22 protein-coding genes are annotated in these 25523 nt (G+C 52.8%); 13 read left to right on the top strand and 9 right to left on the bottom strand.

Annotated features, from left to right (window positions below; translation table 11 throughout):
• Positions 1–18 precede the first annotated feature (18 nt).
• The 3 genes from OGY68_RS18215 to OGY68_RS18205 are packed head-to-tail and all read right to left on the bottom strand — an operon-like array spanning position 19 to position 6471.
• Entirely contained in the window at positions 19–2181 is a 2163-nt protein-coding gene (locus OGY68_RS18215) for a virulence factor SrfC family protein (RefSeq protein ID WP_057068191.1), read from the bottom strand.
• Positions 2178–5159: a virulence factor SrfB gene (locus tag OGY68_RS18210; protein WP_057068235.1), complete on the bottom strand. Its 2982-nt coding sequence runs from the start codon at positions 5157–5159 to the stop codon at positions 2178–2180. The genes OGY68_RS18215 and OGY68_RS18210 overlap by 4 nt, the downstream gene beginning before the upstream one ends.
• Before the next feature lie 4 nt (positions 5160–5163).
• Positions 5164–6471 carry an SrfA family protein gene (locus OGY68_RS18205; protein WP_008784833.1) on the bottom strand — a complete coding sequence of 436 codons (1308 nt, stop codon included), beginning with the start codon at positions 6469–6471 and terminating at the stop codon, positions 5164–5166.
• A gap of 282 nt (positions 6472–6753) precedes the next feature.
• Between OGY68_RS18205 and OGY68_RS18200 the strand changes: the two genes are divergently transcribed.
• Both OGY68_RS18200 and OGY68_RS18195 read left to right on the top strand, forming a co-directional pair.
• Complete coding sequence (locus OGY68_RS18200) at positions 6754–8352, top strand: ABC transporter substrate-binding protein (RefSeq protein WP_057068193.1); 1599 nt, start codon at positions 6754–6756, stop codon at positions 8350–8352.
• Positions 8353–8369: 17 nt separating this feature from the next.
• Entirely contained in the window at positions 8370–8603 is a 234-nt protein-coding gene (locus OGY68_RS18195) for a YdcY family protein (RefSeq protein ID WP_003020183.1), read from the top strand.
• Between the two features lie 64 nt (positions 8604–8667).
• Here OGY68_RS18195 and OGY68_RS18190 read toward each other — a convergent pair whose 3' ends face one another.
• Positions 8668–9117, bottom strand: a complete 450-nt coding sequence (locus tag OGY68_RS18190; protein ID WP_008784831.1) for a DMT family transporter — start codon at positions 9115–9117, stop codon at positions 8668–8670.
• Positions 9114–9632, bottom strand: coding sequence for a GNAT family N-acetyltransferase (locus OGY68_RS18185; protein ID WP_008784830.1), 519 nt, complete (start codon positions 9630–9632; stop codon positions 9114–9116). Before OGY68_RS18185 ends, OGY68_RS18190 begins: the two co-directional genes overlap by 4 nt.
• A gap of 37 nt (positions 9633–9669) precedes the next feature.
• On the opposite strand from OGY68_RS18185, the gene OGY68_RS18180 reads away from it, so the two are divergent.
• The 4 genes from OGY68_RS18180 to OGY68_RS18165 all read left to right on the top strand — a co-directional run bounded on the left by OGY68_RS18180 (position 9670) and on the right by OGY68_RS18165 (position 13011).
• Positions 9670–10245: a helix-turn-helix domain-containing protein gene (locus OGY68_RS18180; protein ID WP_003833097.1), complete on the top strand. Its 576-nt coding sequence runs from the start codon at positions 9670–9672 to the stop codon at positions 10243–10245.
• A gap of 58 nt (positions 10246–10303) precedes the next feature.
• Complete coding sequence (gene curA / locus OGY68_RS18175; protein ID WP_057068195.1) at positions 10304–11338, top strand: NADPH-dependent curcumin/dihydrocurcumin reductase; 1035 nt, start codon at positions 10304–10306, stop codon at positions 11336–11338.
• Positions 11339–11590: 252 nt separating this feature from the next.
• On the top strand, positions 11591–12652 hold the full coding sequence (gene yncE, locus OGY68_RS18170; RefSeq protein WP_003833093.1) for a 7-bladed beta-propeller protein YncE: 1062 nt from the start codon (positions 11591–11593) through the stop codon (positions 12650–12652).
• A gap of 137 nt (positions 12653–12789) precedes the next feature.
• Complete coding sequence (locus OGY68_RS18165; protein ID WP_003020157.1) at positions 12790–13011, top strand: YgdI/YgdR family lipoprotein; 222 nt, start codon at positions 12790–12792, stop codon at positions 13009–13011.
• Between the two features lie 41 nt (positions 13012–13052).
• Here the strand turns inward: OGY68_RS18165 and ansP are convergent, their stop codons facing one another.
• Both ansP and OGY68_RS18155 read right to left on the bottom strand, forming a co-directional pair.
• Positions 13053–14495, bottom strand: a complete 1443-nt coding sequence (ansP, locus tag OGY68_RS18160) for an L-asparagine permease (RefSeq protein WP_057068196.1) — start codon at positions 14493–14495, stop codon at positions 13053–13055.
• 280 nt (positions 14496–14775) lie between these two features.
• Positions 14776–16317 (bottom strand): methyl-accepting chemotaxis protein, encoded by a 1542-nt coding sequence (locus tag OGY68_RS18155; protein WP_057068198.1) that lies wholly within the window; start codon positions 16315–16317, stop codon positions 14776–14778.
• A 514-nt stretch (positions 16318–16831) separates the two neighbouring features.
• On the opposite strand from OGY68_RS18155, the gene OGY68_RS18150 reads away from it, so the two are divergent.
• The 7 genes from OGY68_RS18150 to OGY68_RS18125 are packed head-to-tail and all read left to right on the top strand — an operon-like array spanning position 16832 to position 23448.
• On the top strand, positions 16832–17830 hold the full coding sequence (locus OGY68_RS18150) for an LLM class flavin-dependent oxidoreductase (protein ID WP_057068200.1): 999 nt from the start codon (positions 16832–16834) through the stop codon (positions 17828–17830).
• The gene (locus OGY68_RS18145; protein ID WP_057068201.1) at positions 17830–18951 is read left to right on the top strand and encodes an amidohydrolase; all 1122 of its coding nucleotides are present in this window, start codon (positions 17830–17832) and stop codon (positions 18949–18951) included. Before OGY68_RS18150 ends, OGY68_RS18145 begins: the two co-directional genes overlap by 1 nt.
• A gap of 25 nt (positions 18952–18976) precedes the next feature.
• Positions 18977–20290: an LLM class flavin-dependent oxidoreductase gene (locus OGY68_RS22980; RefSeq protein WP_057068203.1), complete on the top strand. Its 1314-nt coding sequence runs from the start codon at positions 18977–18979 to the stop codon at positions 20288–20290.
• 12 nt (positions 20291–20302) lie between these two features.
• Complete coding sequence (locus OGY68_RS22975; protein ID WP_032943502.1) at positions 20303–21235, top strand: ABC transporter substrate-binding protein; 933 nt, start codon at positions 20303–20305, stop codon at positions 21233–21235.
• A gap of 10 nt (positions 21236–21245) precedes the next feature.
• Complete coding sequence (locus tag OGY68_RS18135) at positions 21246–21755, top strand: GNAT family N-acetyltransferase (RefSeq protein ID WP_003833076.1); 510 nt, start codon at positions 21246–21248, stop codon at positions 21753–21755.
• Between the two features lie 9 nt (positions 21756–21764).
• Positions 21765–22691, top strand: coding sequence for an amino acid ABC transporter permease (locus tag OGY68_RS18130; protein WP_057068205.1), 927 nt, complete (start codon positions 21765–21767; stop codon positions 22689–22691).
• Positions 22675–23448: an amino acid ABC transporter ATP-binding protein gene (locus OGY68_RS18125; protein ID WP_008784819.1), complete on the top strand. Its 774-nt coding sequence runs from the start codon at positions 22675–22677 to the stop codon at positions 23446–23448. The genes OGY68_RS18130 and OGY68_RS18125 overlap by 17 nt, the downstream gene beginning before the upstream one ends.
• Positions 23449–23483: 35 nt before the next feature.
• Here the strand turns inward: OGY68_RS18125 and OGY68_RS18120 are convergent, their stop codons facing one another.
• Positions 23484–24473, bottom strand: a complete 990-nt coding sequence (locus OGY68_RS18120) for a zinc-dependent alcohol dehydrogenase family protein (RefSeq protein WP_057068207.1) — start codon at positions 24471–24473, stop codon at positions 23484–23486.
• 89 nt (positions 24474–24562) lie between these two features.
• Complete coding sequence (locus OGY68_RS18115) at positions 24563–25492, bottom strand: LysR family transcriptional regulator (RefSeq protein WP_020996394.1); 930 nt, start codon at positions 25490–25492, stop codon at positions 24563–24565.
• Positions 25493–25523: the final 31 nt, after the last annotated feature.

Genomic DNA, 25523 nt, shown 5'->3' with positions numbered 1-25523 from the left:
GACGGCGTATACGCCGTTTCAGGAGAAAAGCAGGGCATCTAATCGTTTTTTGTCGGTTTCAGAGACATCCTGTGGGTGCTGATATCCCGCATTCTCATTCGCACGGGTGTACAAGGCAACTAGCCAGTCGTAAACGTAACGGCTTGCACCATGCGAGGGTTGTTCATCCAGCTTCGTCAGGCGTAACATCGGCGATTGCTTCGGCGCGCTAAAAATAGCCGATCCTTTTTGGATCCTGCTGGCAGGGCGCTGTTCCTCAGCAACGTCGGCAAATCCAAGCCAGGTAATAAAATCACCAATATCGGCGTGTAACTGCGCGGCACAGACATTTTCGCGCTGCATAATGCGCTGTAAGCGTTGTGGCATCTCCAGGCGATAGCTGGTGGTGACGAGAATGTCGGCAACCTGCCTTAACGTACGGGGATCGAGTCGTAAACGGCGGGCATTATTTTCATCGCGACACCACTGGCGCACGTGGTTAATCCACATTTTGTGTGCCTGATATCCGGTCTCCTGACTTTCCGGCGAGTGTAGTGTGTCACGCACCTCGGCAAACAGGTCAATCTCTTCATTAAATAAACCGCTTACCTGCTCCTCGCGAGGTTGCTGAATACGCAGCAGCGACTCAAAAATGCGCATCGGCGGGAGCAAACCATCCAGCAGTTCGCCATGTTTTGCCGCTTGCGCCTGTAACTGGCGGATCACCGACTCGTGGCTATCCGATTCAGCTTGAGCGGGATTAATCCAGCTTTTCAGAGTTTCGCGGATGCGCTGTTGATGCTGCTCGCGTAGAGAAGTCAACCTGGCCTGGCGCTGCTGTGGTGAGGTTGCCTGAGTCAGCCATTCGACAAGACGTTGTAAGCTATGTTTATCCAGTGCCTGCAACGTGCCCCAATGCAGCCCGGGCTTGCCCATTAATTGCTGCACGGATTCATCAAGGTTTTGCTGGGTACTAAAACGCGCATCCTGCGGGGTAATGGCCCAAACCACGCCCGGTAATGCGGCATCATGAACAGGTTGGGTATCATTGACCCAGCCCAACAGCTTGCGGGTGATGGCGGGCGTCTGGGAGCGGGCAGAGACCGCGTTGCAGATTAAGAGCACATCCGGTTGCAGGTGCTGGCGATAATGTTCCAGCATCCAGCCTAATTTTGCCTGCCACAGTGGGTTAGGATGAGCATCCGGGGCGAGGGGAATATCGAGCAGATCGACATTCTCCAGCACCGAGTCTTCGACCGTCAGGACCAGCTCGCGCGTGAGCAGCGCCAGTGACGACAAAGAAAGACTGACCGCATTGAGCAACTGATGATTTTCAATCGGATGAACCACCACATCGCTTTGCGTCTCATTATTGCTGGTCAATGCCACCTGGATCAGGAAACTTTCGGCCGGTAAACCAAAATGATCAACCAGCAGACTCAGCGGGGCCGCTAATTCTTGCGCGTGTCCGGTTTGTTGCAACGTGTGCGCCAGCGCCAGCCACTGCTGCGTCAGCTCTGGTTGTTCTCCCCACAGTAACGCCCAGGCGTTTGCCCGGGTAGTCAGGTCCAGTGCGGGCAGCAACGTGGCAAACTGATACCATAGTGCATCGTCAATTTGCTGCTGGTTTGCCGGTACGCAGGAGCGCCAGAAACGACCAATTGCCGCAACATCATGTGCGGTAATGCCCGGCATCGGGTGACGCTGACGCAGCGTTTGCCATTTTTCCAGGCGCGCCTCAATAATCGATTTCTCGACCTGTCGGTTGCCCGGGAGCGCGCTGAACTGGGCGATAAATAGCTGTACCAGTTCGGCTTCACTGAGTAATCGCAGACGCAACGGCCATTCGCTATCATGCGGATTTTCATCGCGCGTAAAGCGGATCGCCATATTGGTTGGTGCATGGCCCGGATTAATATGCGAGAAATAATCAAAGCTGCGATCCGGGGTAACAATATTCACTTTGCCAGTGGCATTGCAGCACAATGCCGCCAGCAGATGTGCTTTTGCCGATTGTGAGTGTCCGTATAACCCTATACATCCTTGCGATGAAAAGGTCTCCTTCAACGCAGATTCACTCACTGCGGCTAGCGTAAGCTGTGCCAGCAGGGCATCCGCTTCATCATCAAGACGCGCCGCACGTTGACGGGTATCTACCACCCACTCGATGGCGGCCTGCGCGGTATTTAACATCTTACTCATTTCAGGTACACGCTCCCGCTATCAATCCAGTAATGGCTTCCGCTATGGCGACGGTCTGCCAGTGTATTCAGTTTTAACGTTAAGGCATTGGCGGCAACGGGGGTGCCATCCTGTAACCAGGCATCACTCAGGATGAAGAATTCCGGGCCACTTTCTTTGCTGCCGCCGCGTAGCTGCAGCCGAACATTCAACACGCCATCTCCGGCGATAGTTTTTGCCAGTTCGGCAGAGTTTATGCTGAGCGTATACAGCGGCGTGGCAGGCCAGCGGCTGTTTGCCAGTTGCCGGAATCCTAACGTCACGTTGCCACGTAACGGGAAATGCAACCGGGCATCCAGCTTCGCCCCAGGTTTATCCAGATCAATATCGTGATACCAGATGTTCTCATCGCGCAGGGTATTGACCGTATTATCCAGCACACCGAGAAAGCGTACGGTCGAGTAAGCGCCGATATCAGCAGCTTTAAAGTTAAAACGTGGCAAACGCAAATCCAGCGCCAGGCTGCACAGCATAGCGCCTACAGCAGCGGTGGATTTAGGGTTACCAATCCGCCCCTGTTGGCTGAACGGATACCACTCATGCACGCGGTAGTTATCCATCCAGATCATACGGTTAACCGGAACAGGTTGCAGATGGCGGATCAACGCCTGTACACCGGGTAAACAGGCGGGTCTGCCGGTCACTAATAAGATATCGCAGCGATAGTGTGAAATGGCCTCACAAACCGCGTGCAGTGGGGAAGTCAGGGTAAATTGCCCCGCCAATAGTGCTTCTTGTAACTGCCTGAACTGTACCTGTAACGGCACGCTCAGAACATCAAACGCTGGCGACCCTGCTGGCAACGCATGATCGATAGCCTGTTGGATGTAGTTCATCACGTTGCGCGTGGGTTGTTGACTCAGGAGTTCCCCAAAGGTGGCATGTAGTCCGGCGACCGGATCGTTAATATCGCTTTGTTCCCAGGCAGAGAGGACCGCATGACCAAGCGGCATAAAGAGCTGCAATGCCGTTTGTTGACGCAGAATTGCTTGAGTATCGATGCGCCCGGAATCGCCAAACAGCGTGGCCAGCAATGCGGCGGCGTCGGTCACGCCAGCCTGTTGTAAGCGGGTTTGCAGTGCAGGCAACACGCAGCGCTGAATCACGTCCAGCAGCATGTCATCGCCCGCAACTTTAAAACCTTCACGGAACAGCAGATGCGGGGTAATTTTGACGTTCGCGCCAACGCCGTCATCAAGCTGGTAATGAACGACGGCCATATCCGTTGTCCCGCCGCCAATGTCGATCGATGCCACGCGCAGTGCACGGCCTTTAGTCTCACCAGGCTCCGGCAAACGGTCCGGGCGGGCAAGGGCGTTAAAGAACGATTCGGTGTGGCCATCGTAGTGTGAGATAGCCTCGTTATACAGCCACACCAGTTGCCCGCAACTGGCTTCATCCCATTCCATCTGAATTTCAGGTACGGGAACCACACTCTTTTCCTGCTGCTTACGGGTGGTGAAGTCTTCATCCTGCGGGTGCCAGCCCATTGCTTTCCAGACCAGGGCAATAGCTTCAAACATGCGCAGGCGGAAAATCTCGCGCTCCTGTTTGGGCATCGCCGACGGTAGGGTCAGGATCAGCGTCCGCAACTGACGAGGAGACGCCGGGAATCCGAGGCGCAAACGCGTCGCTACGCTGTTAATTTGCCCCAGCGCCTGGGCCAGTATTTCGCACAGCATATGCGTCATCAGCGTGCTGCGGCTGTATTGTGGTGAGAACACTGGCAGACGATCGTCCTGCGGCAGGCTGAACAGCGGTTGCCCGTCATCGTTCATCAGGTTCATCAGCGGGAAGGCGGTAGCCAGCGGTTCGCGCTGGGTTTTGCCATTCATCTGGCTAAAGCGCCAGTCATGCAGCACCGGCGTTTCATCCCACAGATAGCGGCGCGGGCTTGAGATCCCACTGTTGCCCTCGGTGCCCATACGCTGCATCGCCAGCTTACGGGCTTCATCACCCACACGCACAATCGACGGCCAGATAAAGGCGTCATCACGTCCGCTCTCAACGGAAAAGTGCTGCTTACCAAAGCGTGCTTCGGAAAACTCCAGCCGACTGGTGAATAGCGGATCGTTGAGGAGCTGCGGCTCGCTTAACGAACGGACCTGCAATTCAGCGGTCTGACGCAGCCCGTCATTGGCATCCCCGTGATCTTCAATCAGGACACCACAGGTATGGGTATTACCGATATCCAAAATAAGATCGACGGGAATGGCGGGTGTGCTAAGGGTGTGCGTAACCAGTTTCACTTCCGGGACGGAAAGCTGCTCACCTAACAGGGTCAGCACATTCAGCCAGTGCGCCTGGTATTCAAAGTTACGCAGCGCCTGCTGGATCTCTTGTTCTGAGCGGTTCTCATGTTGGGTGACATGGTGCATAAAAGATTCGCGCAACCAGCCGTCAATCCAGGTCTGGTCAAGGAAATCAGCAATTTCGTTGTCATGCCAGGCCAGCGCAAACCGTGTACCGTTAAGCAGATCATTTTCGTTGGGGGTTAACGCCGCAGGGGCATTTTCAGTAAGCTGGCTGTCCAGCGCTACGGTAACACGGTGGGTGTTGCCCGCGCTGTCCGGCTGCGGCAGCTTTCGCACCTGCACGCGTGCCCAGTTATCCGGGCCTTCAACAAACGTACGCGGCGGGTTAAAGCGCAAAAACGGCAGCGGCAGCCAGACGCCGTCGAGCACGTCCAGCGAATAGTGCAGCGTCTGAGTACTTTCCGGCTTCACCACTTCGGGTTGCGCGCCGGTGCTGCCCGGTAGGGTATAGCGTCCTGACGTCAGATCGAAGTCTAGTCTCAGTAGCGGACCGTTTGCCGTTTTGCGCACAAAGCGTCCATGGTGCGCAGATTCCTGCGGCGTGAGGCCGAAATCCAGAAATTGCACACCGCTATTGGCGATGAGCGTCACGCTCTGTTTGTAATCACACAGATTCACCAACATAAAATCAGGCACCTATCTTTTTGATCGTCAGAGGGATTTCCGCGTGATCGTCATAACGCGCGGTACAGGCGGCGACGTCATTGGTTCCCGCTTTGCAGGTAATTTCAGGCATCGGATAACGTGAACCGTCGGTACAACGGGCATTGCCGCGACTCTTAATCATTAATTCACCCGACTGGTGCAAACCAGAGAAAATCTCGGCACGACAAACAATGTTGTCACCATGAACCACGCGCGCAGTGCCTTTATTGGCCTGGATCTGATAGCGCAGCGACGGCGCTTTGCCGCTCACCGGATCTTTAACATCGACCATGACGCGCCAGTTACCGTTGAGAAAACGCGTCGTTCCTGCCTTCATCTGGTTGGCATCCATCACCAGCGCATCTTTTGGAATTGCGGCAATCACCACCGGTCCTTCGACAGGTTTCTCTTTCTTCGCAGCTGGAGTCACTTCAGCACGATGCAGGGGCAGTGCAGATGTCAGTGCTGGCAGCGGTGCCATATCAACCTTAGCGACTTCAATAGCGGCTACTGCGGGTACGGGCTGGGTGGTCTGTTGCTTCCACAGCAGCGGCCCAACGATGGCTGCAATAATCACTGCGGCAACGGGGAGGCTCCACAGCGGCAGGCGGCGTATGGGCTTTTCATGTACCGGCGGGGCAGTGACTTCAGGTTCGCTAACAATAACCGGGGGGTGAGGTTCAGGTTCAACCGGTTTTGGCAGATCAACGACCGGCGTCAGTAAGGGGACATCGGCCTCGGCAAAGGTAATTTCCGGTGCGATTTCTTTTTCCTGTTCTGGCTCTGCTACGGTAACCACAGGAGGAACATCGGCAATGCGCAGGCAGTCGAGCACATCGTCGCGAGGATTTTCATTCAGATTTACGAAGCCCCAGAACGTAATAACGGGTTTGCCATCAACCAGAAACACGTGATTTTCACCGGGAAATTGGATGGCTTTTTCGAGCAGTGAGCCAAACAGCTGTAGGGAAGTTTTCCCCGATTGCAGGCTTTTACGGCTCAGGGTCGCCGCATTTTCCAGCGTGCTCCCCAGATAGCGCAGCGCACGAAAACGTGCTTCTTCATCAGCGGCTTTCCACGCCACGGCTTTCCCTTCTATCGGGGAATACCAGTCAACCCGATCGCCGTTGTCGTTAATTTGTGGGATCGCCAGACAATCCACCATCGCCTGCTGTTTACGCAGACGAAGCGTTTCACGAATTTGCAATGCTGAATCAAACACGGCCTGACCACCGCCGCCCACGGCCTGATAGTCATCCAAATTGCCGCTGCGCAAGAGAGTTTTTGCCACGTTGTTACCCCTTAGACTTCTTCACGTATCTACTTTACGTTTTATAAAAGCGAGCAAACGGCGAAAGAGAGGCAAAAAGGGGCTAATTTTCATGGCATAGAGTGCCGGGAAAAATCTTGACGTTTTGAAAAAGACTTAAGGGAAATTAATTCGCTTAGGGTGATGAATTATTCAGCGAAATACACCGGATTAGAATAACCTGATAGTGATTTGTTATTGGTCAGTTTTTGTCAGCTATGCTCTGATATCTCGGTTAATAATAAAATAAGAAGGCTTATAACCATGATTGCAAGGAAAACGTTACTCGCGCTGGCTCTCAGCACCATCTTACCGTCAGGCGCTGCGTTCGCGGCCAATACTGACACCATCATCTACTGCTCTGAAGCATCGCCGGAGTCATTTAACCCGCAAATTGCCAGTTCCGGTCCCTCATTTGTGGCCAGTTCACAAGTGCTCTACAACCGACTCATCAACTTTGATCCGGTAAAGAATACCCCGATACCGTCTCTGGCAACGGACTGGACGATTTCCCCGGATGGTAAGACTTATACGTTTACCCTGCGTCAGGGCGTGAAATTCAACAGTAATAAATTCTTTAAACCGACCCGCGACTTCAACGCAGATGACGTGATTTTCTCGGTATTACGGCAGAAAGATGCCGATCATCCGTATCACAAGGTTTCTCAGGGAAGCTACGAATACTTTAACGATGTTGGTCTGGATAAACTGATTAAAGAAGTGAAGAAGGTCGATGATTATCACGTTCAGTTTGTCCTCAATGAACCTAATGCTGCGTTTCTTGCCGACTGGGGTATGGATTTTGCCTCTATCCTTTCTGCGGAATATGCCGACGCGATGCTGAAAAAAGGCACCCCGGAAAACGTCGATAACTGGCCGATTGGCACCGGGCCTTACGTGTTGCAACAGTACAAGCAGGACTCGCAAATCCGCTATCTTGCCAACCCTAACTACTGGGATGGCGCCGTTCCAACGAAGCACCTGATCTTCTCAATCACGCCAAACGTCCAGACGCGATTGGCAAAACTGCAAACCAATGAGTGCCAGATAATCCCGGCGCCAGCCCCCGTACAGTTTGACGAGATTAAAAAGAATAAAGATTTGACGCTGCATGCGGTTGAAGCGCTAAACGTCGGGTATCTGGCGTTTAATACCGAGAAAAAACCGTTTGATAACGTACTGGTGCGTCAGGCGCTAAACTACGCGACCGATAAAAAGGCCATTATTAACGCCGTCTTTTTAGGTTCCGGTACGGTGGCAAAATCACCGATTCCGCCGAATATGATGGGCTTCAATAAAGATCTGCAGGATTACGCTTACGACCCGCAAAAGGCAAAAGATCTGCTGAAGCAGGCGGGGCTGGAAAACGGCTTTGAAGCGACGCTGTGGTCAATGCCGGTTCAGCGCCCTTACAACCCGAACTCCCGACGGATTGCTGAGATGATCCAGAGCGACTGGGCAAAGGTGGGCGTGAAGGCGAAAATTGTGTCGTACGAGTGGGGGGAATATCTCTCCGGAATGCGTAAAGGTGAGCATGACACCGCGTTGTTTGGCTGGATGTCAGACAACGGCGATCCGGATAACTTCGCCGATGTGCTGCTGGACTGCGACAGCATAAAAACCGGATCTAACGCCGCGCGCTGGTGCGATAAAGAGTATAATTCGCTGGTTCAAAAGGCGAAGCTGGTGAGTAAACCGGAAGAGCGCGCCGCGCTTTACCAGCAATCGCAAGAGATTTTCTACCAGCAGGCTCCGTGGATAGCCCTGGCAAACGGTAAAACGTTCTATGCTACGCGCAGCAACGTTAGCGGATACAGCGTCAGCCTGATGGGCAGTGATTTTTCAAAAGCAAAATTAAATTAATGAGTTAAGGAGAGGTTATGTCGCATCTGGATGAGGTCAGCGCACGTGTTGATGCCGCCATTGAAGAGAGCGTCATTACGCATATGAATGAATTGCTGATTGAACTCAGCGATGATGTCGCGTTGAGCCGGGAAGACCGCTATACCCAGCAACAGCGTTTGCGTACGGCTATCGCACATCATGGCCGTCAGCATAAAGAAGATATGGAAGCCCGTCGCGAACAGTTGACCAAAGGCGGCACAATCCTCTGATATTTCCCTTATCCGACCTACAGGCACGTTCTGTAGGTCTGATAAGCGAAGCGCCATCAGGCAATTAAAATGAACGTCTCGCCACCAGCCACGCCCCGATGACCAACAGCACCGCGCCACAGACCGGGCCTACCAGCGCCCGCAGCGGCACGCCGTGACTACGTAGAATATCCAGCACCAGCCCGCCGATTAACTGGCTAGCCACCAGTACCGCAATCGTCGTGGCGGCGCCTACATTTTGGTATCCACTAATACTGGCGAAAACAAAGAACGATCCCAACAAGCCGGGGATGAGCGTCCACCAGCGCACGCTGGATACCAGTTCACCAAACCCTGCCAAACCTTGCTTAAACCACAATATGCTGACAAACAGCACGATCCCAACCAGCGAGTTAAGCAACATGGCGATGAGGATCGTCGAGGATGTCTGGGTGATGCGTACCATCAAGGTATTTTGCACCACCAGACCAATACCCGCGGCAATCAGAAAGGAGAGGGTCAGCGTCTGGTTCATCTAAGGGCATCCGGTTCGCGGCGATCGTCTAACTGTAATTGCATGAAGGTCAGATCCAGCCACCGCCCAAATTTAGTGCCAACCTGCGGCATTTGCGCGGTGGTTTTAAAGCCCAGCAAGCTGTGCAGATGCAGTGATGCCTGATTTTGAGACTCAATACCTGCCACCATCACATGCTTGCCGCATGCGCGGGCTTCGTCTATCAGTCTGCTGAGCAGTGCCCGTCCTAGCCCTTTTCCCTGATGTTCAGGATGAACATACACCGAATGTTCAACGGTATGACGGAAGCCATCAAAGTTACGCCAGTCGCCAAAGGAGGCGTATCCCGTAACCACGCCATTCTCTTCACTCACCAGCACCGGATACCCCATCAATTGGCGGGCTTCATACCAGGAAATACGGTTTTCGGCATCGATCGTTTGATCGTTCCAGATAGCCGCCGTATGCAGTACCGCATGGTTGTAGATTTCTGCAATGGCGGCGCAGTCTTCTTTGCTGGCAAATCGAATTGACATGTTGAACCTCAGGGCTTGTTCACTATAGTATTACAATATGAATACTATTGAAGACAGCATAAATCAACGGATCAGTGCAAGAATTCGCATTGAGCGGGAATCTCGCGGTTGGTCACTCACGGAGCTTGCCGAGCGCGCGGGTGTGTCGCGGGCCATGATCCATAAAATAGAGCGCGGCGAGAGTAGTCCAACGGCTACGTTGCTGGGCAGGCTTTCCGGCGCGTTTGGCATCAGCATGTCTACCCTGATTGCACGAGCTGAAATGCAGGAGGGCAAGCTCCTGCGCTTCGTCGATCAGCCTGTTTGGCACGATCCACAAAGTCACTATCTGCGCCGCCATGTTTCACCGCGCAGCGATCTGCCTATCGATCTGGTGCAGATCGAATTACCCGCCGGAAGTGATATCCCGATGCCAGCCTCTTCCTATGTGCAGGCCAGACAACTTATCTGGTTACAGCAGGGGGAATTAGTCTTTGTGGAAGGGGACGTACGCCATGAAATGCAGGCAGGTGATTGCCTGGAACTTGGCCCGCCGAATGACTGTCGGTTTATCAATGAAACCGCGCAACCTTGCGTTTACCTGGTTGTGCGGTTAAATCACGTCGTCAGCTAAATAGCAGGAACGGGCTGCTACTATTGATGGATTCATGCCAAAAGCAGAGGAGCACATCATGGGTCAACAGACTAATCGTAACCGTCGTTGGGTACTGGCTTCCCGTCCACATGGCGCGCCAGTCCCAGAGAACTTCCGTCTTGAAGAAGATGAAGTCGCAACACCGGGCGAAGGCCAGATGTTGTTGCGCACAGTTTATCTTTCCCTCGATCCCTACATGCGTGGCCGCATGAGCGATGAGCCATCTTACTCACCACCAGTAGATATTGGTGGTGTCATGGTTGGGGGTACCGTAAGTCGCGTGGTGTCATCCCACCATCCGGACTACCAGCCAGGCGAATGGGTATTGAGCTACAGCGGTTGGCAGGACTATGACATCTCCGACGGTAACGGGCTGGTGAAGCTTGGCGATCATCCCGAGCATCCCTCCTGGGCGCTGGGTGTTATGGGTATGCCGGGGTTTACCGCTTATATGGGCCTGCTGGATATCGGTCAGCCAAAAGCGGGGGAAACGCTGGTGGTAGCTGCCGCAACCGGGCCGGTTGGCGCAACGGTCGGGCAGATCGGTAAGCTTAAGGGTTGTCGGGTGATCGGTGTGGCGGGTGGGGCAGAGAAATGCCGACATGCCACCGAGGTATTGGGTTTTGATGTTTGTCTCGATCACCACGCACAAGATTTTGCGCAACAACTGGCAAAAGCCTGCCAGCAGGGTATTGATATTTATTACGAAAACGTCGGTGGAAAAGTATTTGATGCCGTTCTGCCATTGCTCAATACCTCAGCGCGGATTCCGCTTTGTGGCCTGGTCAGCGGTTATAATGCAACGTCGCTTCCGGCCGGACCTGACAGATTACCGCTGTTAATGGCAACGCTGCTGAAAAAGCGTATCCGCATGCAGGGTTTTATCATTGGTCAGGATTATGGACACCGTATTCATGAGTTTCAGCGGGAGATGGGGCGCTGGGTTAAAGAGGGCAAAATCCACTACCGCGAGCAGGTGACCGACGGTCTGGAAAATGCGCCACAAACCTTTATCGGTCTGCTGACTGGCAAAAACTTCGGCAAGGTAGTTATTCGTCTTGCTGAGGATTGATGCGTAAAGGTGGAAGACGGTGAATGCCTGTAACCAGGCCTGCTTCGTACAAAATGTAGGCCTGGTAAAATGCCAATGTCGTTATCTGGTATTCATGGAGAAAATAAGAAGGTTACTACCCTAAAGCGAATAAACACTCCACATTGAGATAAATAATGATTACTATTCTCATTCTTAAAAAGGCAAAACCATGATTTTGCTTATTGAAGCTATGTGAAGCAGTAACAAACGAATTTATCAAAGGGAGTCGTCATGTCTTTACGTCATCTGTTTTCGCCGCGTCTGCGTGGTTCTTTACTGTTAGGTTCACTGCTCGTTGCATCATCTTTTACTACGCAGGCTGCAGAAGAACTGCTGCGCAAAGCCGTCGGCAAAGGCGCCTATGAAATGGCGTACAGCCAGCAAGAGAACGCGTTGTGGCTGGCGACCTCACAGAGCCGCAAACTGGATACCGGCGGGGTGGTTTATCGTCTTGACCCGGTCACCCTCGAAGTGACCCAGGTGATTCATAACGATCTCAAACCATTTGGTGCCACCATCAACAACGCCACGCAAACGCTGTGGTTCGGCAACACGGTAAACAGCGCGGTTACGGCGATGGATGCCAAAACCGGTGCGGTGAAAGGACGTCTGGTGCTGGATGCGCGTAAGCGTTCTGAAGACGTTCGCCCGCTGCAGCCGCGTGAGCTGGTCGCCGATGATGCCACCAACACGGTATACATTAGCGGTATTGGTAAAGAGAGCGTGATTTGGGTGGTGGACGGTGAGACGATCAAGCTGAAGGACACCATCCAGAATACCGGCAAAATGAGCACCGCTCTGGCTGTCGACAGCAAAGCTAAACGCCTGTACACCGCCAATGCCGACGGTGAATTCATTACCATTGACACCGCCACTAACAAAATTCTCAGCCGCAAAAAACTGCTGGATGATGGGAAAGAGCATTTCTTTATCAACCTGAGCCTGGACACAGCGGGCAACCGCGCATTTGTCACCGACTCTAAAGCGGCGGAAGTGTTGGTAATCGACACCCGTAATGGCAATGTACTGGCAAAAGTCGCCGCGCCGGAATCCCTGGCCGTGTTGTTCAACCCAACGCGTAATGAAGCCTACGTGACTCATCGCCAGGCCGGTAAAGTGAGTGTGATCGACGCGAAAAGCTATAAAGTCGTCAAAACATTCGAGACCCCAACGTTCCCGAATAGCCTGGCGCTCTCCGCCGATGGTAAAACCCTGTACGTCAGCGTGAAACAGAAATCTACCCGCGAGCAGGAAGCCACTCAGCCGGACGATGTTATTCGTATTGCGCTATAAAACATCCGGAGGGGGAAACCCCTCCTGTCATTTCTCTAAACCCCACGATACGCCTCGTTACACCCCGCCAGTAGCCCGAGCCACTTCAGGGACTTACACTACGCCCTCAACGGCTAACTGAATAACACGGGAATACCATGAAAAAGCCATTTATCTGTCTTTGTGCAGGCGTAATGCTGTTTACCCTTGCAGGATGTACCACCGATTACGTCATGACGACCAAAAGCGGACAAACCATCACCACCCAGGGTAAGCCAAAACTGGATAAAGATACGGGAATGACCAGCTATACCGATCAGGATGGAAATGCGCGGGAAATTAACAGCAACGATGTAGCGCAGTTGATTGAAGCGAACTAAAAATGAAGGCCTGAAGGGTTAACCAGTCAGGCCTTCAGCCATTACGGCGCGGTGCGGTGGATTTCCGCGACGCGTTTACGTACGCCGTACCAGCCTGCAACCAGCAGGATGGCAATCAATGGTAATGACGCGATGGTGTAGGTGCCGTTTGGATAGTCAAACGCCATCAGCACCAGCACGCTCAGCAGGAACAGTAGGGTTAGCCACGAGGTAAACGGAGCGCCCGGCAGTTTAAAGCTGACGTCTGCCGTTTTACCTTCTTTTATGGCCCGGCGCAGACGCATCTGACAGACCATGATAAAGCCCCACGACGCAATAATGCCCAACGACGCGAAGTTCAACACGATCTCAAACACCTGCGACGGTACCAGATAGTTCAGAAATACCCCGACGACATAGACGACCAACGTGGCGAGGATCCCAGCCCAGGGTACTTGTTGACGGCTCATTTTAGCCATGAATTTAGGTGCCGATCCGCCCATCGACATGGAACGTAAAATACGCCCGGTGCAGTACAGCCCAGAGTTAAGGCTGGAAAGCGCCGCGGTGAGCACCACAATATTCATGATACTGCCGATATACGGCACGCCCAGTTTGGAGAAGAAGGTAACAAACGGGCTTTGCCCCGCCTGATAGGCATTCCACGGCAGTAACAGAACCAGCAGCACGACAGAACCCACATAGAACAGACCAATACGCCAGATAACGCTATTGATCGCTTTTGGCACCATGGTTTGCGGATCTTTGCATTCTCCAGCAGCGGTTCCCACCAGTTCAATGGAGGCAAACGCGAAAACCACCCCCTGGACCAGTACCAGCGCCGGCAGCAGGCCATGTGGGAAGAATCCACCGTTGTCGGTGATCAGGTGAAAACCGGTGGAGTTACCATCCAGCGGCTTTCCAGTGCCTAAAAAGACGGTACCCACCACCAGGAAAATCACAATCGCCAGCACTTTGACCAGCGCAAACCAAAACTCCATCTCCGCGAACCACTTCACGCCGATCATGTTCATGGTGCCGACAATGGCCAGCGCGCCGAGGGCGAACACCCACTGCGGTACATCACCAAATGCGCCCCAGTAATGCATATACAACGCCACCGCGGTGATATCGACAATGCCGGTCATCGCCCAGTTGATGAAGTACATCCAGCCAGCCACATAGGCGGCTTTCTCACCTAAAAATTCGCGAGCATAGGAGACAAAGCTGCCGCTGGAAGGGCGATGTAAAACCAGTTCACCAAGCGCACGCAGTATAAAGAACGAAAAAATACCGCACACCAGATAAACCAGCGCCAAAGCAGGACCCGCCATTTGCAAGCGTGCGCCAGCCCCTAAAAACAACCCGGTACCAATTGCGCCGCCAATGGCGATCATTTGTACCTGTCGATTACCCATCGCTTTGTGATACCCCTCTTCGTGGGCATTCAACCAGCGTCGTTTCGCCGCATGTTGTTCCGCGGCTTGCGTGTTGTTTGTGTTCATTACTTTTCCTGTTGACCTGACAAAAATACAAAATCCTTTTTGCCGCACCTGCTGCGGCGAAAACAGCCTTACCCTTCATTGAGTTATGGGGGAAAACTGCCGGCCGAGCATCCTACATTCAATTGTTCGGTTCCGCAAAGCCCCGATAACAAGAATTCAGCATTTTTGTACAGCCAGCACTGGCGCGGTGTGGCCTCGATTCAGCCAATAAAAGAGAAGGGCGTAAATACGTGGAGAGGTGTGCGCTTATCGAGACATTCACCCGATAAGCGCCGTAAGGTTATGCTGATACGCCAAAGACCTGAACGGCCTGCTGTAAGCGCGATGAACGTTGAGTCAGATCGGCGGTAGCATCGGTGACACGCTCCACCATCTCGGCGTTATTGTGTGTCATGGTGCCAACGCGTGAAATCGAATCGTTAATCAGATCCAGCGCCTGGGTTTGCTCACGCGTCGCCAGACTAATATCTTTGATCATCATCGACATCTGCAGGACATCGCCAATCATCCCAGTGAGATGCGTTTCCGTTTGCTCCACCATTTTGACACCGCTGTTAACGTTAGCGACATTCTTCTCAATCAGCTGTTTGATCTCTTTTGCTGCAGACGCCGAATGCTGCGCCAGATTACGGACCTCTGCCGCCACAACGGCAAAACCACGCCCGGACTCCCCGGCCCGCGCGGCTTCAACCGCGGCATTGAGCGCCAGAATATTAGTCTGGAAAGCAATACTGTCGATAACGCCGATGATGTCGACTATCTGCCCGTTGTCACGCGATATCGCCTGCATCATGGCGATAGTTTGTTTCATAATATCGCCGCCTTCTGCCGCATTGGCGCTGGTTTTATCGGCCATGGTCATAGTATGAGCCGCAGTCTCAGCAGTTTGCTGTACCGCGCTACCAATTTCTTCAATGGCGGCAGCGGTTTGTTGCAGGTCGGCGGAGGTTTCTTCTGAACGCTTGTGCAGCGCCGTACCTTCTTTTGATACCCGCTGACTGATGGCGCGAATACCGGATATTTGCGTACTGACATCATCGACCAGGGAATTCAGATTAAGCCCGGACTGATTAACCAGACGCATCAGCATTCCGAACTCATCCACTCGATTTAAATGACAGCTATCAGGTTTTCTCCCGGATACCACTTTCTTCATTTGCGTCAGTAGCGTATTAACTGGCTGACAAATTTGATACTTAAGGTAAATAGCAAGCATCAGAAATAAGAACAATAACCCTCCCGCCTGAATAAATGGATTAACAGGAGCGAAGAGAAATAGCACAGCGAGCAGGGCGATTACCCCTAAAGAATAATTGACGCGCTGGCTAATGCTCAGCCATTTAAACATTGATGCCCATGACAATATTCCGCGACGAATGATAATGCCTTTAAAAAGACGAAACCCTTTAAGCTGCTGATTATTAATTTTTTGATATAAGCTTTCGCTTTGAGTTATTTCATCGCGCGAAGGAACGGTACGCACCGAGATGTAGCCGGTGAGTTTTTCATTGTGCCAGACTGGCGTAACGTTGGCGCGAACCCAGTAATGGTCGCCATTCTGTCGACGGTTTTTCACCATCCCCGTCCAGCTGTCTCCCTGCTGTAGCGTGTACCACATATCGGCGAACGCCGCGGGAGGCATATCGGGATGGCGAATAATATTATGTGGTTCGCCCATTAACTGGTGTTCGTTAAATCCGCTGGCATCAATAAACGCGGAGTTGGCGTAGGTAATATGACTTTCTTTATCTGTCGTAGAAAGCAGCGTCGCTTTATCGTTAAGTGCGTGCTCAATTTGTGTAACGGGCATGTTACTTTTCATAGAGGTCCCATGGTGCTATGTATAATCCATACAAAAATCCCCGCAATAAAATCGGGGGATATTAAAATCTGTTTTAAACCGTTTTAATAAGAACGTTGCATTCTCTACTAATCATCAATTCTGTGGAAGTAGTTAAAATAAAAATTCCTATGTAAATCATTCATCCTGTGTCATAAAAGTGAAACAATTAATACAAGCGCATAACGTGACAAGTCGTTTAAACTGACTTAACGTAAATCGCGTTAAAAAACCTTTTCGTAAAAAGAAAACTGGCATGAAATGATTTTGATGCTATTACCGTGATGCCAACGACCCTATTATATTTTGTAGGCTATTAATTGCGGGTGTTTTTCTGTTTAGCGTTACAACCAGTACTGGGCGATCCAAATTTTAACCCTGGCAGCGACAGGGGCTGTTATCTACTTTTTAGCTGAGCAAATGTGAATTAAATGTTTCAGTATGGCTATTTGATAAATTAATAATAAAGACATGTTAACAAACATAGGCTCGTAACATGTCATATCGCCTGAGTATTCTGGATAAAAGCCCCATCGGTGAAGGTGAAACTGCCGCGACCGCGCTTTCCCGTACGTTGCGCCTGGCGCAACTGGCAGAAGAGTGGGGGTACCATCGTTTCTGGATCGCGGAACACCATAATACGGCACAGCTGGCCAGCCCATCGCCGGAGCTGGTGATCGCCTGGATCCTCGGGCAAACCCAGCATATCCGCGTAGGTTCCGGCGGCGTAATGCTGCAACATTACAGCCCGTACAAAGTGGCGGAAAACTTCAATCTTCTGGCATCGCTGGCTCCTGGACGTGTCGATCTCGGCGTAGGGAAAGCCCCTGGCGGCTTACCGCTGTCGACCCAGGCGTTACAGCATGGGCTGCATCAGGAAGAAAAAGGCAGTTTTGCCGACCAGCTTTCTTTGCTTAACGATTGGCTGGCGCTGAGCGGAACGGAAAGCGGGGAAACGGTATTCCCGACGCCAATTCCACCGATTTCACCGGAAAAGTTTGTACTGGGAGCCAGTGTGCAAAGCGCGCAGTTAGCAGCGCAATCCGACTGGGATTTCATCTTCGCAGCGCACCTCAATGGTGACAAAGCGTTATTGCATGACGTTTTGTCCTTCTGGCAGACCCACAGTGCACGCCCGACGATAGTCGCCGTGCAGGTAATTGTGGCTGACAGTTACGACACCGCTGCGCAACTGGCGGAAAACGTACAAATCTGGGGCGTGGAGCTGGAAGATGGTCAACGTGTCACGGTAGCCAGCGAAGAACAGGCGCTGGCGTTTGCCGCTCAGTCTGGCAGTCCACCACGCAAAATCGCACGTCGTGAGCAGGCGTTGCTACATGGCACCGCTCAGGAGGTGATGGCAACGCTGAATGCTCTGCATACGCAATTTGGCATTGACGAGTTCATTATCGACACGCCAGTGGCGCAAGGGCATGCGCGTCTGACATCGCTGCGTTTGTTGGCGCAAGCCCATAACGCCGTGGAGGTGCTCTGATGACTCTCGGCTCAACGCTTATCGACTGGCGTCGTGAACTACATCAGCATCCGGAGCTTTCCCTGCAGGAGGAAGCAACCACGGCGCGCATTCACGCCTGGTTGCACGCTGCGGACGTCGACATTCTGCCGTTCGAGCTGAAAACCGGTCTGGTCGCGGAAATTGGTCAGGGAGAAGATGTCATCGCGCTGCGGGCGGATATCGACGCACTACCGATAGAAGAAAGCGCCGACGTTCCGTTTCGTTCACTCACGCCGGGCGTGATGCATGCCTGCGGGCATGACGTCCATACCAGCGTCATGCTTGGTGCAGCACTGCTGCTAAAACAGCAGGAAATAACCTTACCGGGGCGCGTCCGTATTTTGTTCCAGCCAGCTGAAGAGAGTTTCGGCGGCGCAAAAACGTTGATCCGCGCCGGTGCGCTGCAAAACGTAGCGGCTATTTTCGGTATGCACAATGAGCCCGGTTTGCCGGTGGGCGAATTTGCCACACGCGGCGGCGCATTTTATGCCAATGTCGACCGCTTCGTACTGCGCATTAATGGCAAGGGCGCACATGCGGCGCGTCCGCATGAAGGTAAAGATGCCATCCTGCTCGCCAGCCAGTTGGTAACGGTGCTGCAAAGCGTTGCCAGCCGCGACATAAACACGCTGGATTCGGTGGTGCTCAGCGTGACCCATATTCAGGGGGGAAACACATGGAACGTACTGCCGGAGTCCGTTGAGCTGGAAGGGACACTCAGAACGCACCGAACCCAGGTGCAGCAGCAGGTTAAGGCCCGCGTTAATGACATCGCCGCCGGATTTGCCCACGCCTTTGGCGCACAAATCGACGTAATCTGGCATGCGGGACCAACCGCATTGGTAAATGATGATCGTTGGGCCGATATTGCCACCGCGGTGGCGAAACAGTCAGGCTATACCACCCACCATGCCGACCTGCATATGGGCGGGGAGGATTTTGCCGTCTACCTGCAAAATACACCTGGCGCATTTGTCAGTATTGGCAGCGCCAGTGAATACGGATTACATCACCCGGGATTTAATCCGGACGAGCGTTTAATTGAACCTGCCGCGCATTACTTTGCACAGTTAGCAAAAACGGCATTTGCACACCTTTAAGTTTACCTGTTAGGTAGGGGTTATTATGGCTGAAAATCGGCAACTACGGCTCGGCACTATTCTACATGGCGCATCGGGAAATATGTCCGCATGGCGCCATCCGGCGGCTCAGGCTGATGCCAGTATTAATTTTGATTTTGTCAAAGAGACGGCGCTTATTGCGGAAAAAGGGAAGCTGGATTTTATTTTTGTCGCCGATGGTCTGTATATTAATGAAAAATCAATCCCACACTTTTTAAATCGTTTTGAGCCGCTGACAGTATTATCCGCTTTGGCCAGTATCACCACGAATCTGGGGCTGGTTGGCACGGTGTCCACATCATACAGCGAGCCGTTTACGACCGCACGGCAGTTCGCTAGCCTGGACCATCTCAGCAAGGGGCGTGCGGGTTGGAACGTGGTGACGTCGCCTCTGGAAGGATCGGCAAAAAACTATTCTCGCGCTCAGCATCCAGAGCATGCCCAGCGTTATCGTATTGCCGATGAATATTTACAGGTAGTGAAAGGGCTGTGGGATTCCTGGGAAGATGATGCTTTTACCCGTAATAAAACAAGTGGAGAATTTTTTAATCCGCAAAAACTGCATACGCTTAATCATCATGGAGATTATTTCCAGGTTGCCGGGCCCTTAAATATTGGGCGTACACCACAAGGTCGTCCGATTATATTTCAGGCGGGCGCTTCAGCAGATGGTAAAAAATTAGCGGCGCAGCATGCTGATGCCATTTTTACCCATCAGGAGTCGTTGGCAGAGGCTAAAGCTTTCTATCAGGATGTAAAAAGCCAGCTGGAAGTCGCCGGACGACATCCTGAACAAATGCATATATTCCAGGGCGTCAGCGTTATTGTTGGCGACAGCGCAGAAGACGTTGAGCAGCAGTATCAGACTACCGCTGCGCTGGTCTCCGTTACTGACGCGCTGAACTATCTTGGCCGCTACTTTGAACATCATGATTTTGCCCAATATCCGCTGGACGCACCGTTCCCGGATCTGGGATCTCTCGGACAAAACAGCTTTCGCAGTACGACTGATGAGATCAAACGCAACGCACGCGAGCGTGGTTTAACACTTCGTCAGGTTGCTCTGGAAGCGGCCAGTCCACGTCCGCGTTTCAGCGGCACGCCACAACAGGTTGCCGACGGCTTGCAGCAGTGGTTCGACGAAAAAGCCGCAGACGGTTTTATCATCCAGGGCGGAACGCCGGATACCTTCCCGCGTTTTGTCGAACAGGTTGTCCCCGTGCTTCAGGCGCGCGGCCTGTTCCGCCATGAATATCCCGGTACGACCCTGCGCGCAAGCCTGGGATTAGCGACACCTGCAAATCAATTCACACAATAAGAGAAAAACGCTATGCAGAAAAAATCAGTATTTCTCGCGTTGTCACTGGCTTTCAGCGCGACCGTTTGGGCAAATGAGGTGACGATTAACGGCACCGGCGTAAGCCTGGAAGCCAATAAAGCGCCGATCAATACAGCAAAGAATCCGCAGGCGATTGCGCAGTTGCCCGCAAACCTGCACCTGGCCGTACCGGGTAAATTCACCGTGGCGATTGCCGGGCTCAGCCAGCCGCCGCTGACCGTCTTTGCCGATGACAATAAAACGCTGATCGGCAGCGAGGCGGATATCGCGCGTCTGGTGGCTGACAGTTTGGGGCTGGAACTTAACGTTGTACCTACGTCATGGGAAGACTGGCCGCTGGGCGTCACTTCCGGCAAATACGATGCCGCGATCAGCAATATTACCGTCACCAAAGCACGCAAAGAAAAATTCGATTTCGCGACGTATCGGAAGGACTCTCTTGGCTTTTATGTCAAAACCGGTAGCAAGCTGAAGAAAATCGAGCAGGCGGAAGATATCGCAGGACTACGCATTATCGTCGGTTCGGGGACTAATCAGGAAGCCATTCTGTTGGCCTGGAACGATGAGAACGTGAAGAAAGGGTTACAGCCGTTTACGCCGGTATATACCAAAGATGATGCCGCGCAAACCCTGGCCCTACAGTCAGGCCGCGCCGATGCCTACTTCGGTCCTAATGTAATCGGCGCGTGGAAAGCTGCACTCAACGGTAAAACGCAATTAGTGGGTAGCGTTGATGGCGGTTGGCCAAAAGCGGCACATATCGCTGTGACGCTGAAAAAAGACAGCGGTCTGGTTCTGCCGGTACAAACCGCCCTCAACGGCGTGATTGGCAACGGCGACTATGACAAGGTGCTGAATCGCTGGGGAGAAGGGGTGGAACGCATTCCACAATCTGAAATCAACCCGGCCGGTTTAGGCGACTAAGGAGGTCATCGTGAGCGATCAATTTCGCGTGCTCTCACCGGAAGCCAGCGAGCTGCAGCCCATTTTGAACGGTCTGTTCGGTGAATATGCCGCCCGCTATGGCGATTACTTTTCTCGCGACGCTGAAGTGGAACTGACCGAATGGTATCTGGCGCCGCAGGGACTTTTTGTGGTACTGGAGCGCCGCGGCGAAATTATCGCCACCGGGGCTTACAAACCTTACGACAAGGACACCGCCGAGATTAAGCGTATCTGGACAAAAAGCAGCCTGCGTCAGCAGGGGCTGGCGGCGCGGGTGGTGCAGGAACTGGAACGTAGAGCGCTGCTCGCAGGCTACAGCCGGATTTATCTAACCACGGGATTTCGCCAGCCGGAGGCCGTCAGACTTTATTTAAGCCAGGGCTACGATCCGCAATTTGATACGACGCGCGATCCCGAAGAGTACAGCCTGCCGCCGTTTGATGGACGGCTGCGCTTTACCAAACTGCTGACTATTGCCGGTCAGGCCAGAATCGCCTGAGGAGAGAAAATGAAAACGACAGATAGCATTAGAGTCGTACCGGCACGTTATTCCATGCGTACCGTAGGCGCGGTCATTGCCTTATTTGCCCTTGCGGTAATTCTTCAGTCCGTGGCGTTTAATCCGCGCTGGGAATGGAGCGTGTTTGCCCGCTGGTTCTTTGATCCGGTTATCTTGTCCGGCCTCGGGCAAACGCTGTTACTGACGCTGATCGGGACGCTGTTGAGTATTGTCATCGGCGGTCTGCTGGCGTTGGCGCGGCTTTCATCTTCCTGGCTGTTGAACGGTCTGGCATGGGGGTACATCTGGCTGTTTCGTTCGTTACCGCTGATTGTGGTGCTGATCGTTTTGTACAACTTCTCCTATCTGTACGACACGTTGACGATTGGTATTCCGTTCACTCCCATTCAGTGGGGAAGTTTTGAGACCATCAATGTACTCGGTCAGTTTTCCACTGCGGTGGTTGGCCTGACGCTGGTGCAAAGCGCCTATACCGCTGAAATTATTCGGGGTGGATTTTTAGGGGTCGATCACGGTCAGTACGAGGCAGCGGCAGCACTGGGCTTACCAGCAGGGCGACGTACGCTGCGGATTATTCTGCCGCAGGCGCTGCGCACCATTTTGCCTGCTGGATTCAATGAAATCATCAGCCTGGCGAAAGGGACGGCGATGGTATATGTGCTGGCAATGCCGGAGCTGTTCTACACCATCCAGATGATATATAACCGCACGCAGGAAGTGATCCCGCTGCTGATGGTGGGTGCGGTGTGGTATCTGGTGATCACCAGCGTCCTGTCGTTAATTCAGCACCTGGTTGAACGTGCGTTGGCACGCAGCGAACGACGTTCAGCGATCAACACAGCCCGGGTGAGTCGTGCAGAAAAACGCAGTCGTCAACGTCCACAGCAGGAGGCCGTCCATGTCCCGCTCGCCTGAAGGCCATATTTCTATTACCGGCGTTAGCAAATACTTTGGTCGCCACAAAGCGCTGGATAATGTGTCGCTGGAGATCCCTCCCGGTACGGTAACGGTTATTCTTGGCCCGTCCGGTTCAGGGAAATCCACACTCTTGCGGACCATCAACCATCTGGAACGCGTCGATGAGGGGTTTATTCAAATCGATGGCGATTACATTGGCTACCGTCGGCAGGGAGACAAGCTATATGAGCTGAAAGAGGCGGAAATTTTGCGCCAGCGTGTTAACGTCGGCTATGTGTTCCAGAACTTTAATCTGTTCCCGCACTTAACGGTTCTGGAGAATCTGATTGAAGCGCCCATTGCGCACGGACTGGCAACGCGTAAAACCGCCACCGAGCGGGCATTAACTCTGCTTGATGCGGTAGGGTTACGGAATAAAGCCGATGCCTGGTCGCGCCACTTATCCGGAGGTCAGCAGCAGCGTATCGCTATTGCCCGTGCGCTGGCGTTAAATCCGCGCGTCATGCTGTTTGATGAGCCTACATCTGCACTGGATCCTGAACTGGTCGGTGAAGTACTGGATGTCATTAAAGCGCTGGCGAAGTCGGGAACCACGCTGGTTGTGGTAACGCATGAGATTGGCTTCGCCCGGGAAGTGGCGGATCAGGTGGTGTTTATGGTCGATGGCAAAATCATCGAGCAGGGCAGCAGCGAGCAAGTGCTGAATCATCCACGCCACACGCGCACTCAGCAGTTTTTGTCGAAAGTGCTTTGAGACACATTGCGGCACAAGGCTGTGCCGCTCAGAGGTTACAGAGTGACGACGATTTTGCCTACCTGGCCGTTGGCTTCCATGTATTGATGTGCTTCGACGATATCATCAAAGGCAAAGGTTTTATCAATCAGCGGCTTGAGCTGGCCAGACTGCAATCCTTCAAAGATAAACCGTTTCGCCCGCGCAAGTTTTTCTGCGTCCGTGGTGATTTCGAAAATCTCATAGCCGCGGAAGGTCAGATGACGACCGAGTATCTCAATGACCGGGATAGAAAGGTCACGTGAATCAAGCGAACCATACTGGAAAAAGAGCCCACCGGCTGGCATCACTTGGGCAATTTTTGCCACCGCTGGGCCACCGACCGGATCGAACACCACGCGGGTTCCTTTACCCTCAGTAATCAGCTGAATCTCGGCCACCAGATCCTGCTCCTGGCTTGCAATAACCTCTGCCGCGCCCAGTTGCAGCAACTGATCACGTTTCTCACTGGTCCGTGTCATCGCAATCGGTTTTGCTCCCCGCATGTTAGCAATCTGAATTGCCGCCAGTCCGACGCTGCTGGAAGCAGCATTGATCAGCACGTTATCACCGGGCTTAATATCCGCATATTCAACCAGCGCACCGAAAGCGGTCACATACATCATCCAGCTGGCAGCAGCCTCGGTAAAGCTCAGGTTTTGTGGATGCTTTACGACCGCGTGAGCGGGGGCATTAACGACTTCACCATACATTCCATATTGATGAAAGCTGAATGCCGGGATGACGCTAACGTAATCGCCAGGTGCAAACTCACGTACGTTGTCTCCCACTGATTCAATGACTCCGGCAGCTTCATAACCCAGTCGCGCCGGGAAATTAGGTTGGTAAATATACTGTCCGGTGCGGTACATAACTTCCGCACGGTTGATACCAATAGCCCGCACGCGGATCTGAACCTCATTTGCATCAGGCGCGGGAACCTGCATCTCCTGAATCTTCAGGACTTCAGCGCCACCAATTTGATTAAAAACTACGACCTTAGACATAGCAGACCTCAGTAAATTGTTCTGTATTGGGTCTGCACAATTTAACGACTCAGATGAGAGTGAAAAACCGTTGTTGCGGAACTTCACTATTACTTATTTTGTAATAATCCCTGAAGTCGCGGTTTTTGTTGGCTAAAAAGTTCGCATAACCAGTCAATGAATACCCGAACCCGAGGGGCGAGATGACGTCTGTCCGGGTAAAGCACCGAAACTGGTTTTGATTCTCCGGTATAATCGGCCAGCACCTCAACAAGCTGGCCTGACTGAAGATAGGGCGCAAGGACAGCATGAACGCCACGTATAATGCCGAGTCCAGATAAGCAGCCGGTCAACAGAATATCGGAGTTATCAACGCTTATCCGCCCTGCGGGGGTGAACGATTCGGTTTTACCTCTATTGACGAAGGTCCATTCCAGCGCTTCGCGATGACGCTCGCTAAAAAAGTTAAGCGCCTGGTGTCGGGATAAATCCTCTGGTACCTGCGGCACCCCCTGTTTTTGCAGATAATCCGGTGAAGCACAGGTCACCATTTTGACCTCACCAAGCCGCCTGGAGATCAAGGTCGAATCTTGTAGCTCGCCAATACGGATCATGCAGTCGATGCCTTCGGCAAGCATATCGATTCTACGGTCGGTGGAGGTGAGTACCATCTCGATGTCAGGATATCGCGACTGGAAATCTTTCAGCGCAGGAACTAACACGGAGTGCGCCAGCGACAGAGGTGCATTAACCCTGAGTTTTCCGCGCGGCGGGCGGGCAGGTGAAAAAGAAGCCATGATGTCATCAACGTCACTGAGCAGGATTTTTGTGCGTTGGTAAAAGGCATCACCTTCTTCTGTCAGACTCACTTTACGAGTCGTGCGGTTAAGCAACTTTGCCCCCAGATCGTCTTCAAGATGTTGGATAGCTTTGGTGACCGCAGGGCGGTGCAGGTGTAACACATCTGCGGCTCTGGCAAATCCACCTTGCTCAACAACCTGTACAAAAATGTTCATGTATTCAAACATACTGGAACGCATTGCTTATTCTCCCCCGGTATTCGACCATTGT

Origin of the sequence: Citrobacter sp. Cpo065 (assembly GCF_030332805.1) — a bacterium.
GTDB lineage: Bacteria > Pseudomonadota > Gammaproteobacteria > Enterobacterales > Enterobacteriaceae > Citrobacter > Citrobacter portucalensis.
Note: the sequence above shows the minus strand (reverse complement) of the source record. Positions and strands in the feature narration are given on the sequence as shown.

What these genes read in the sequence shown, in the direction of transcription:
- curA (WP_057068195.1), top strand. Translation starts at nt 10,304, where the DNA reads ATGGGTCAACAGACTAATCGTAACCGTCGTTGGGTACTGGCTTCCCGT.
- OGY68_RS18200 (WP_057068193.1), top strand. Translation starts at nt 6,754, where the DNA reads ATGATTGCAAGGAAAACGTTACTCGCGCTGGCTCTCAGCACCATCTTA.
- OGY68_RS18195 (WP_003020183.1), top strand. Translation starts at nt 8,370, where the DNA reads ATGTCGCATCTGGATGAGGTCAGCGCACGTGTTGATGCCGCCATTGAA.
- OGY68_RS18185 (WP_008784830.1), bottom strand. Translation starts at nt 9,632, where the DNA reads ATGTCAATTCGATTTGCCAGCAAAGAAGACTGCGCCGCCATTGCAGAA.
- OGY68_RS18125 (WP_008784819.1), top strand. Translation starts at nt 22,675, where the DNA reads ATGTCCCGCTCGCCTGAAGGCCATATTTCTATTACCGGCGTTAGCAAA.
- OGY68_RS18130 (WP_057068205.1), top strand. Translation starts at nt 21,765, where the DNA reads ATGAAAACGACAGATAGCATTAGAGTCGTACCGGCACGTTATTCCATG.
- OGY68_RS18210 (WP_057068235.1), bottom strand. Translation starts at nt 5,159, where the DNA reads ATGTTGGTGAATCTGTGTGATTACAAACAGAGCGTGACGCTCATCGCC.
- OGY68_RS22980 (WP_057068203.1), top strand. Translation starts at nt 18,977, where the DNA reads ATGGCTGAAAATCGGCAACTACGGCTCGGCACTATTCTACATGGCGCA.
- OGY68_RS18180 (WP_003833097.1), top strand. Translation starts at nt 9,670, where the DNA reads ATGAATACTATTGAAGACAGCATAAATCAACGGATCAGTGCAAGAATT.
- yncE (WP_003833093.1), top strand. Translation starts at nt 11,591, where the DNA reads ATGTCTTTACGTCATCTGTTTTCGCCGCGTCTGCGTGGTTCTTTACTG.
- OGY68_RS18190 (WP_008784831.1), bottom strand. Translation starts at nt 9,117, where the DNA reads ATGAACCAGACGCTGACCCTCTCCTTTCTGATTGCCGCGGGTATTGGT.
- OGY68_RS18115 (WP_020996394.1), bottom strand. Translation starts at nt 25,492, where the DNA reads ATGCGTTCCAGTATGTTTGAATACATGAACATTTTTGTACAGGTTGTT.
- OGY68_RS18150 (WP_057068200.1), top strand. Translation starts at nt 16,832, where the DNA reads ATGTCATATCGCCTGAGTATTCTGGATAAAAGCCCCATCGGTGAAGGT.
- OGY68_RS18165 (WP_003020157.1), top strand. Translation starts at nt 12,790, where the DNA reads ATGAAAAAGCCATTTATCTGTCTTTGTGCAGGCGTAATGCTGTTTACC.
- OGY68_RS18215 (WP_057068191.1), bottom strand. Translation starts at nt 2,181, where the DNA reads ATGAGTAAGATGTTAAATACCGCGCAGGCCGCCATCGAGTGGGTGGTA.
- ansP (WP_057068196.1), bottom strand. Translation starts at nt 14,495, where the DNA reads ATGAACACAAACAACACGCAAGCCGCGGAACAACATGCGGCGAAACGA.
- OGY68_RS22975 (WP_032943502.1), top strand. Translation starts at nt 20,303, where the DNA reads ATGCAGAAAAAATCAGTATTTCTCGCGTTGTCACTGGCTTTCAGCGCG.
- OGY68_RS18120 (WP_057068207.1), bottom strand. Translation starts at nt 24,473, where the DNA reads ATGTCTAAGGTCGTAGTTTTTAATCAAATTGGTGGCGCTGAAGTCCTG.
- OGY68_RS18155 (WP_057068198.1), bottom strand. Translation starts at nt 16,317, where the DNA reads ATGAAAAGTAACATGCCCGTTACACAAATTGAGCACGCACTTAACGAT.
- OGY68_RS18145 (WP_057068201.1), top strand. Translation starts at nt 17,830, where the DNA reads ATGACTCTCGGCTCAACGCTTATCGACTGGCGTCGTGAACTACATCAG.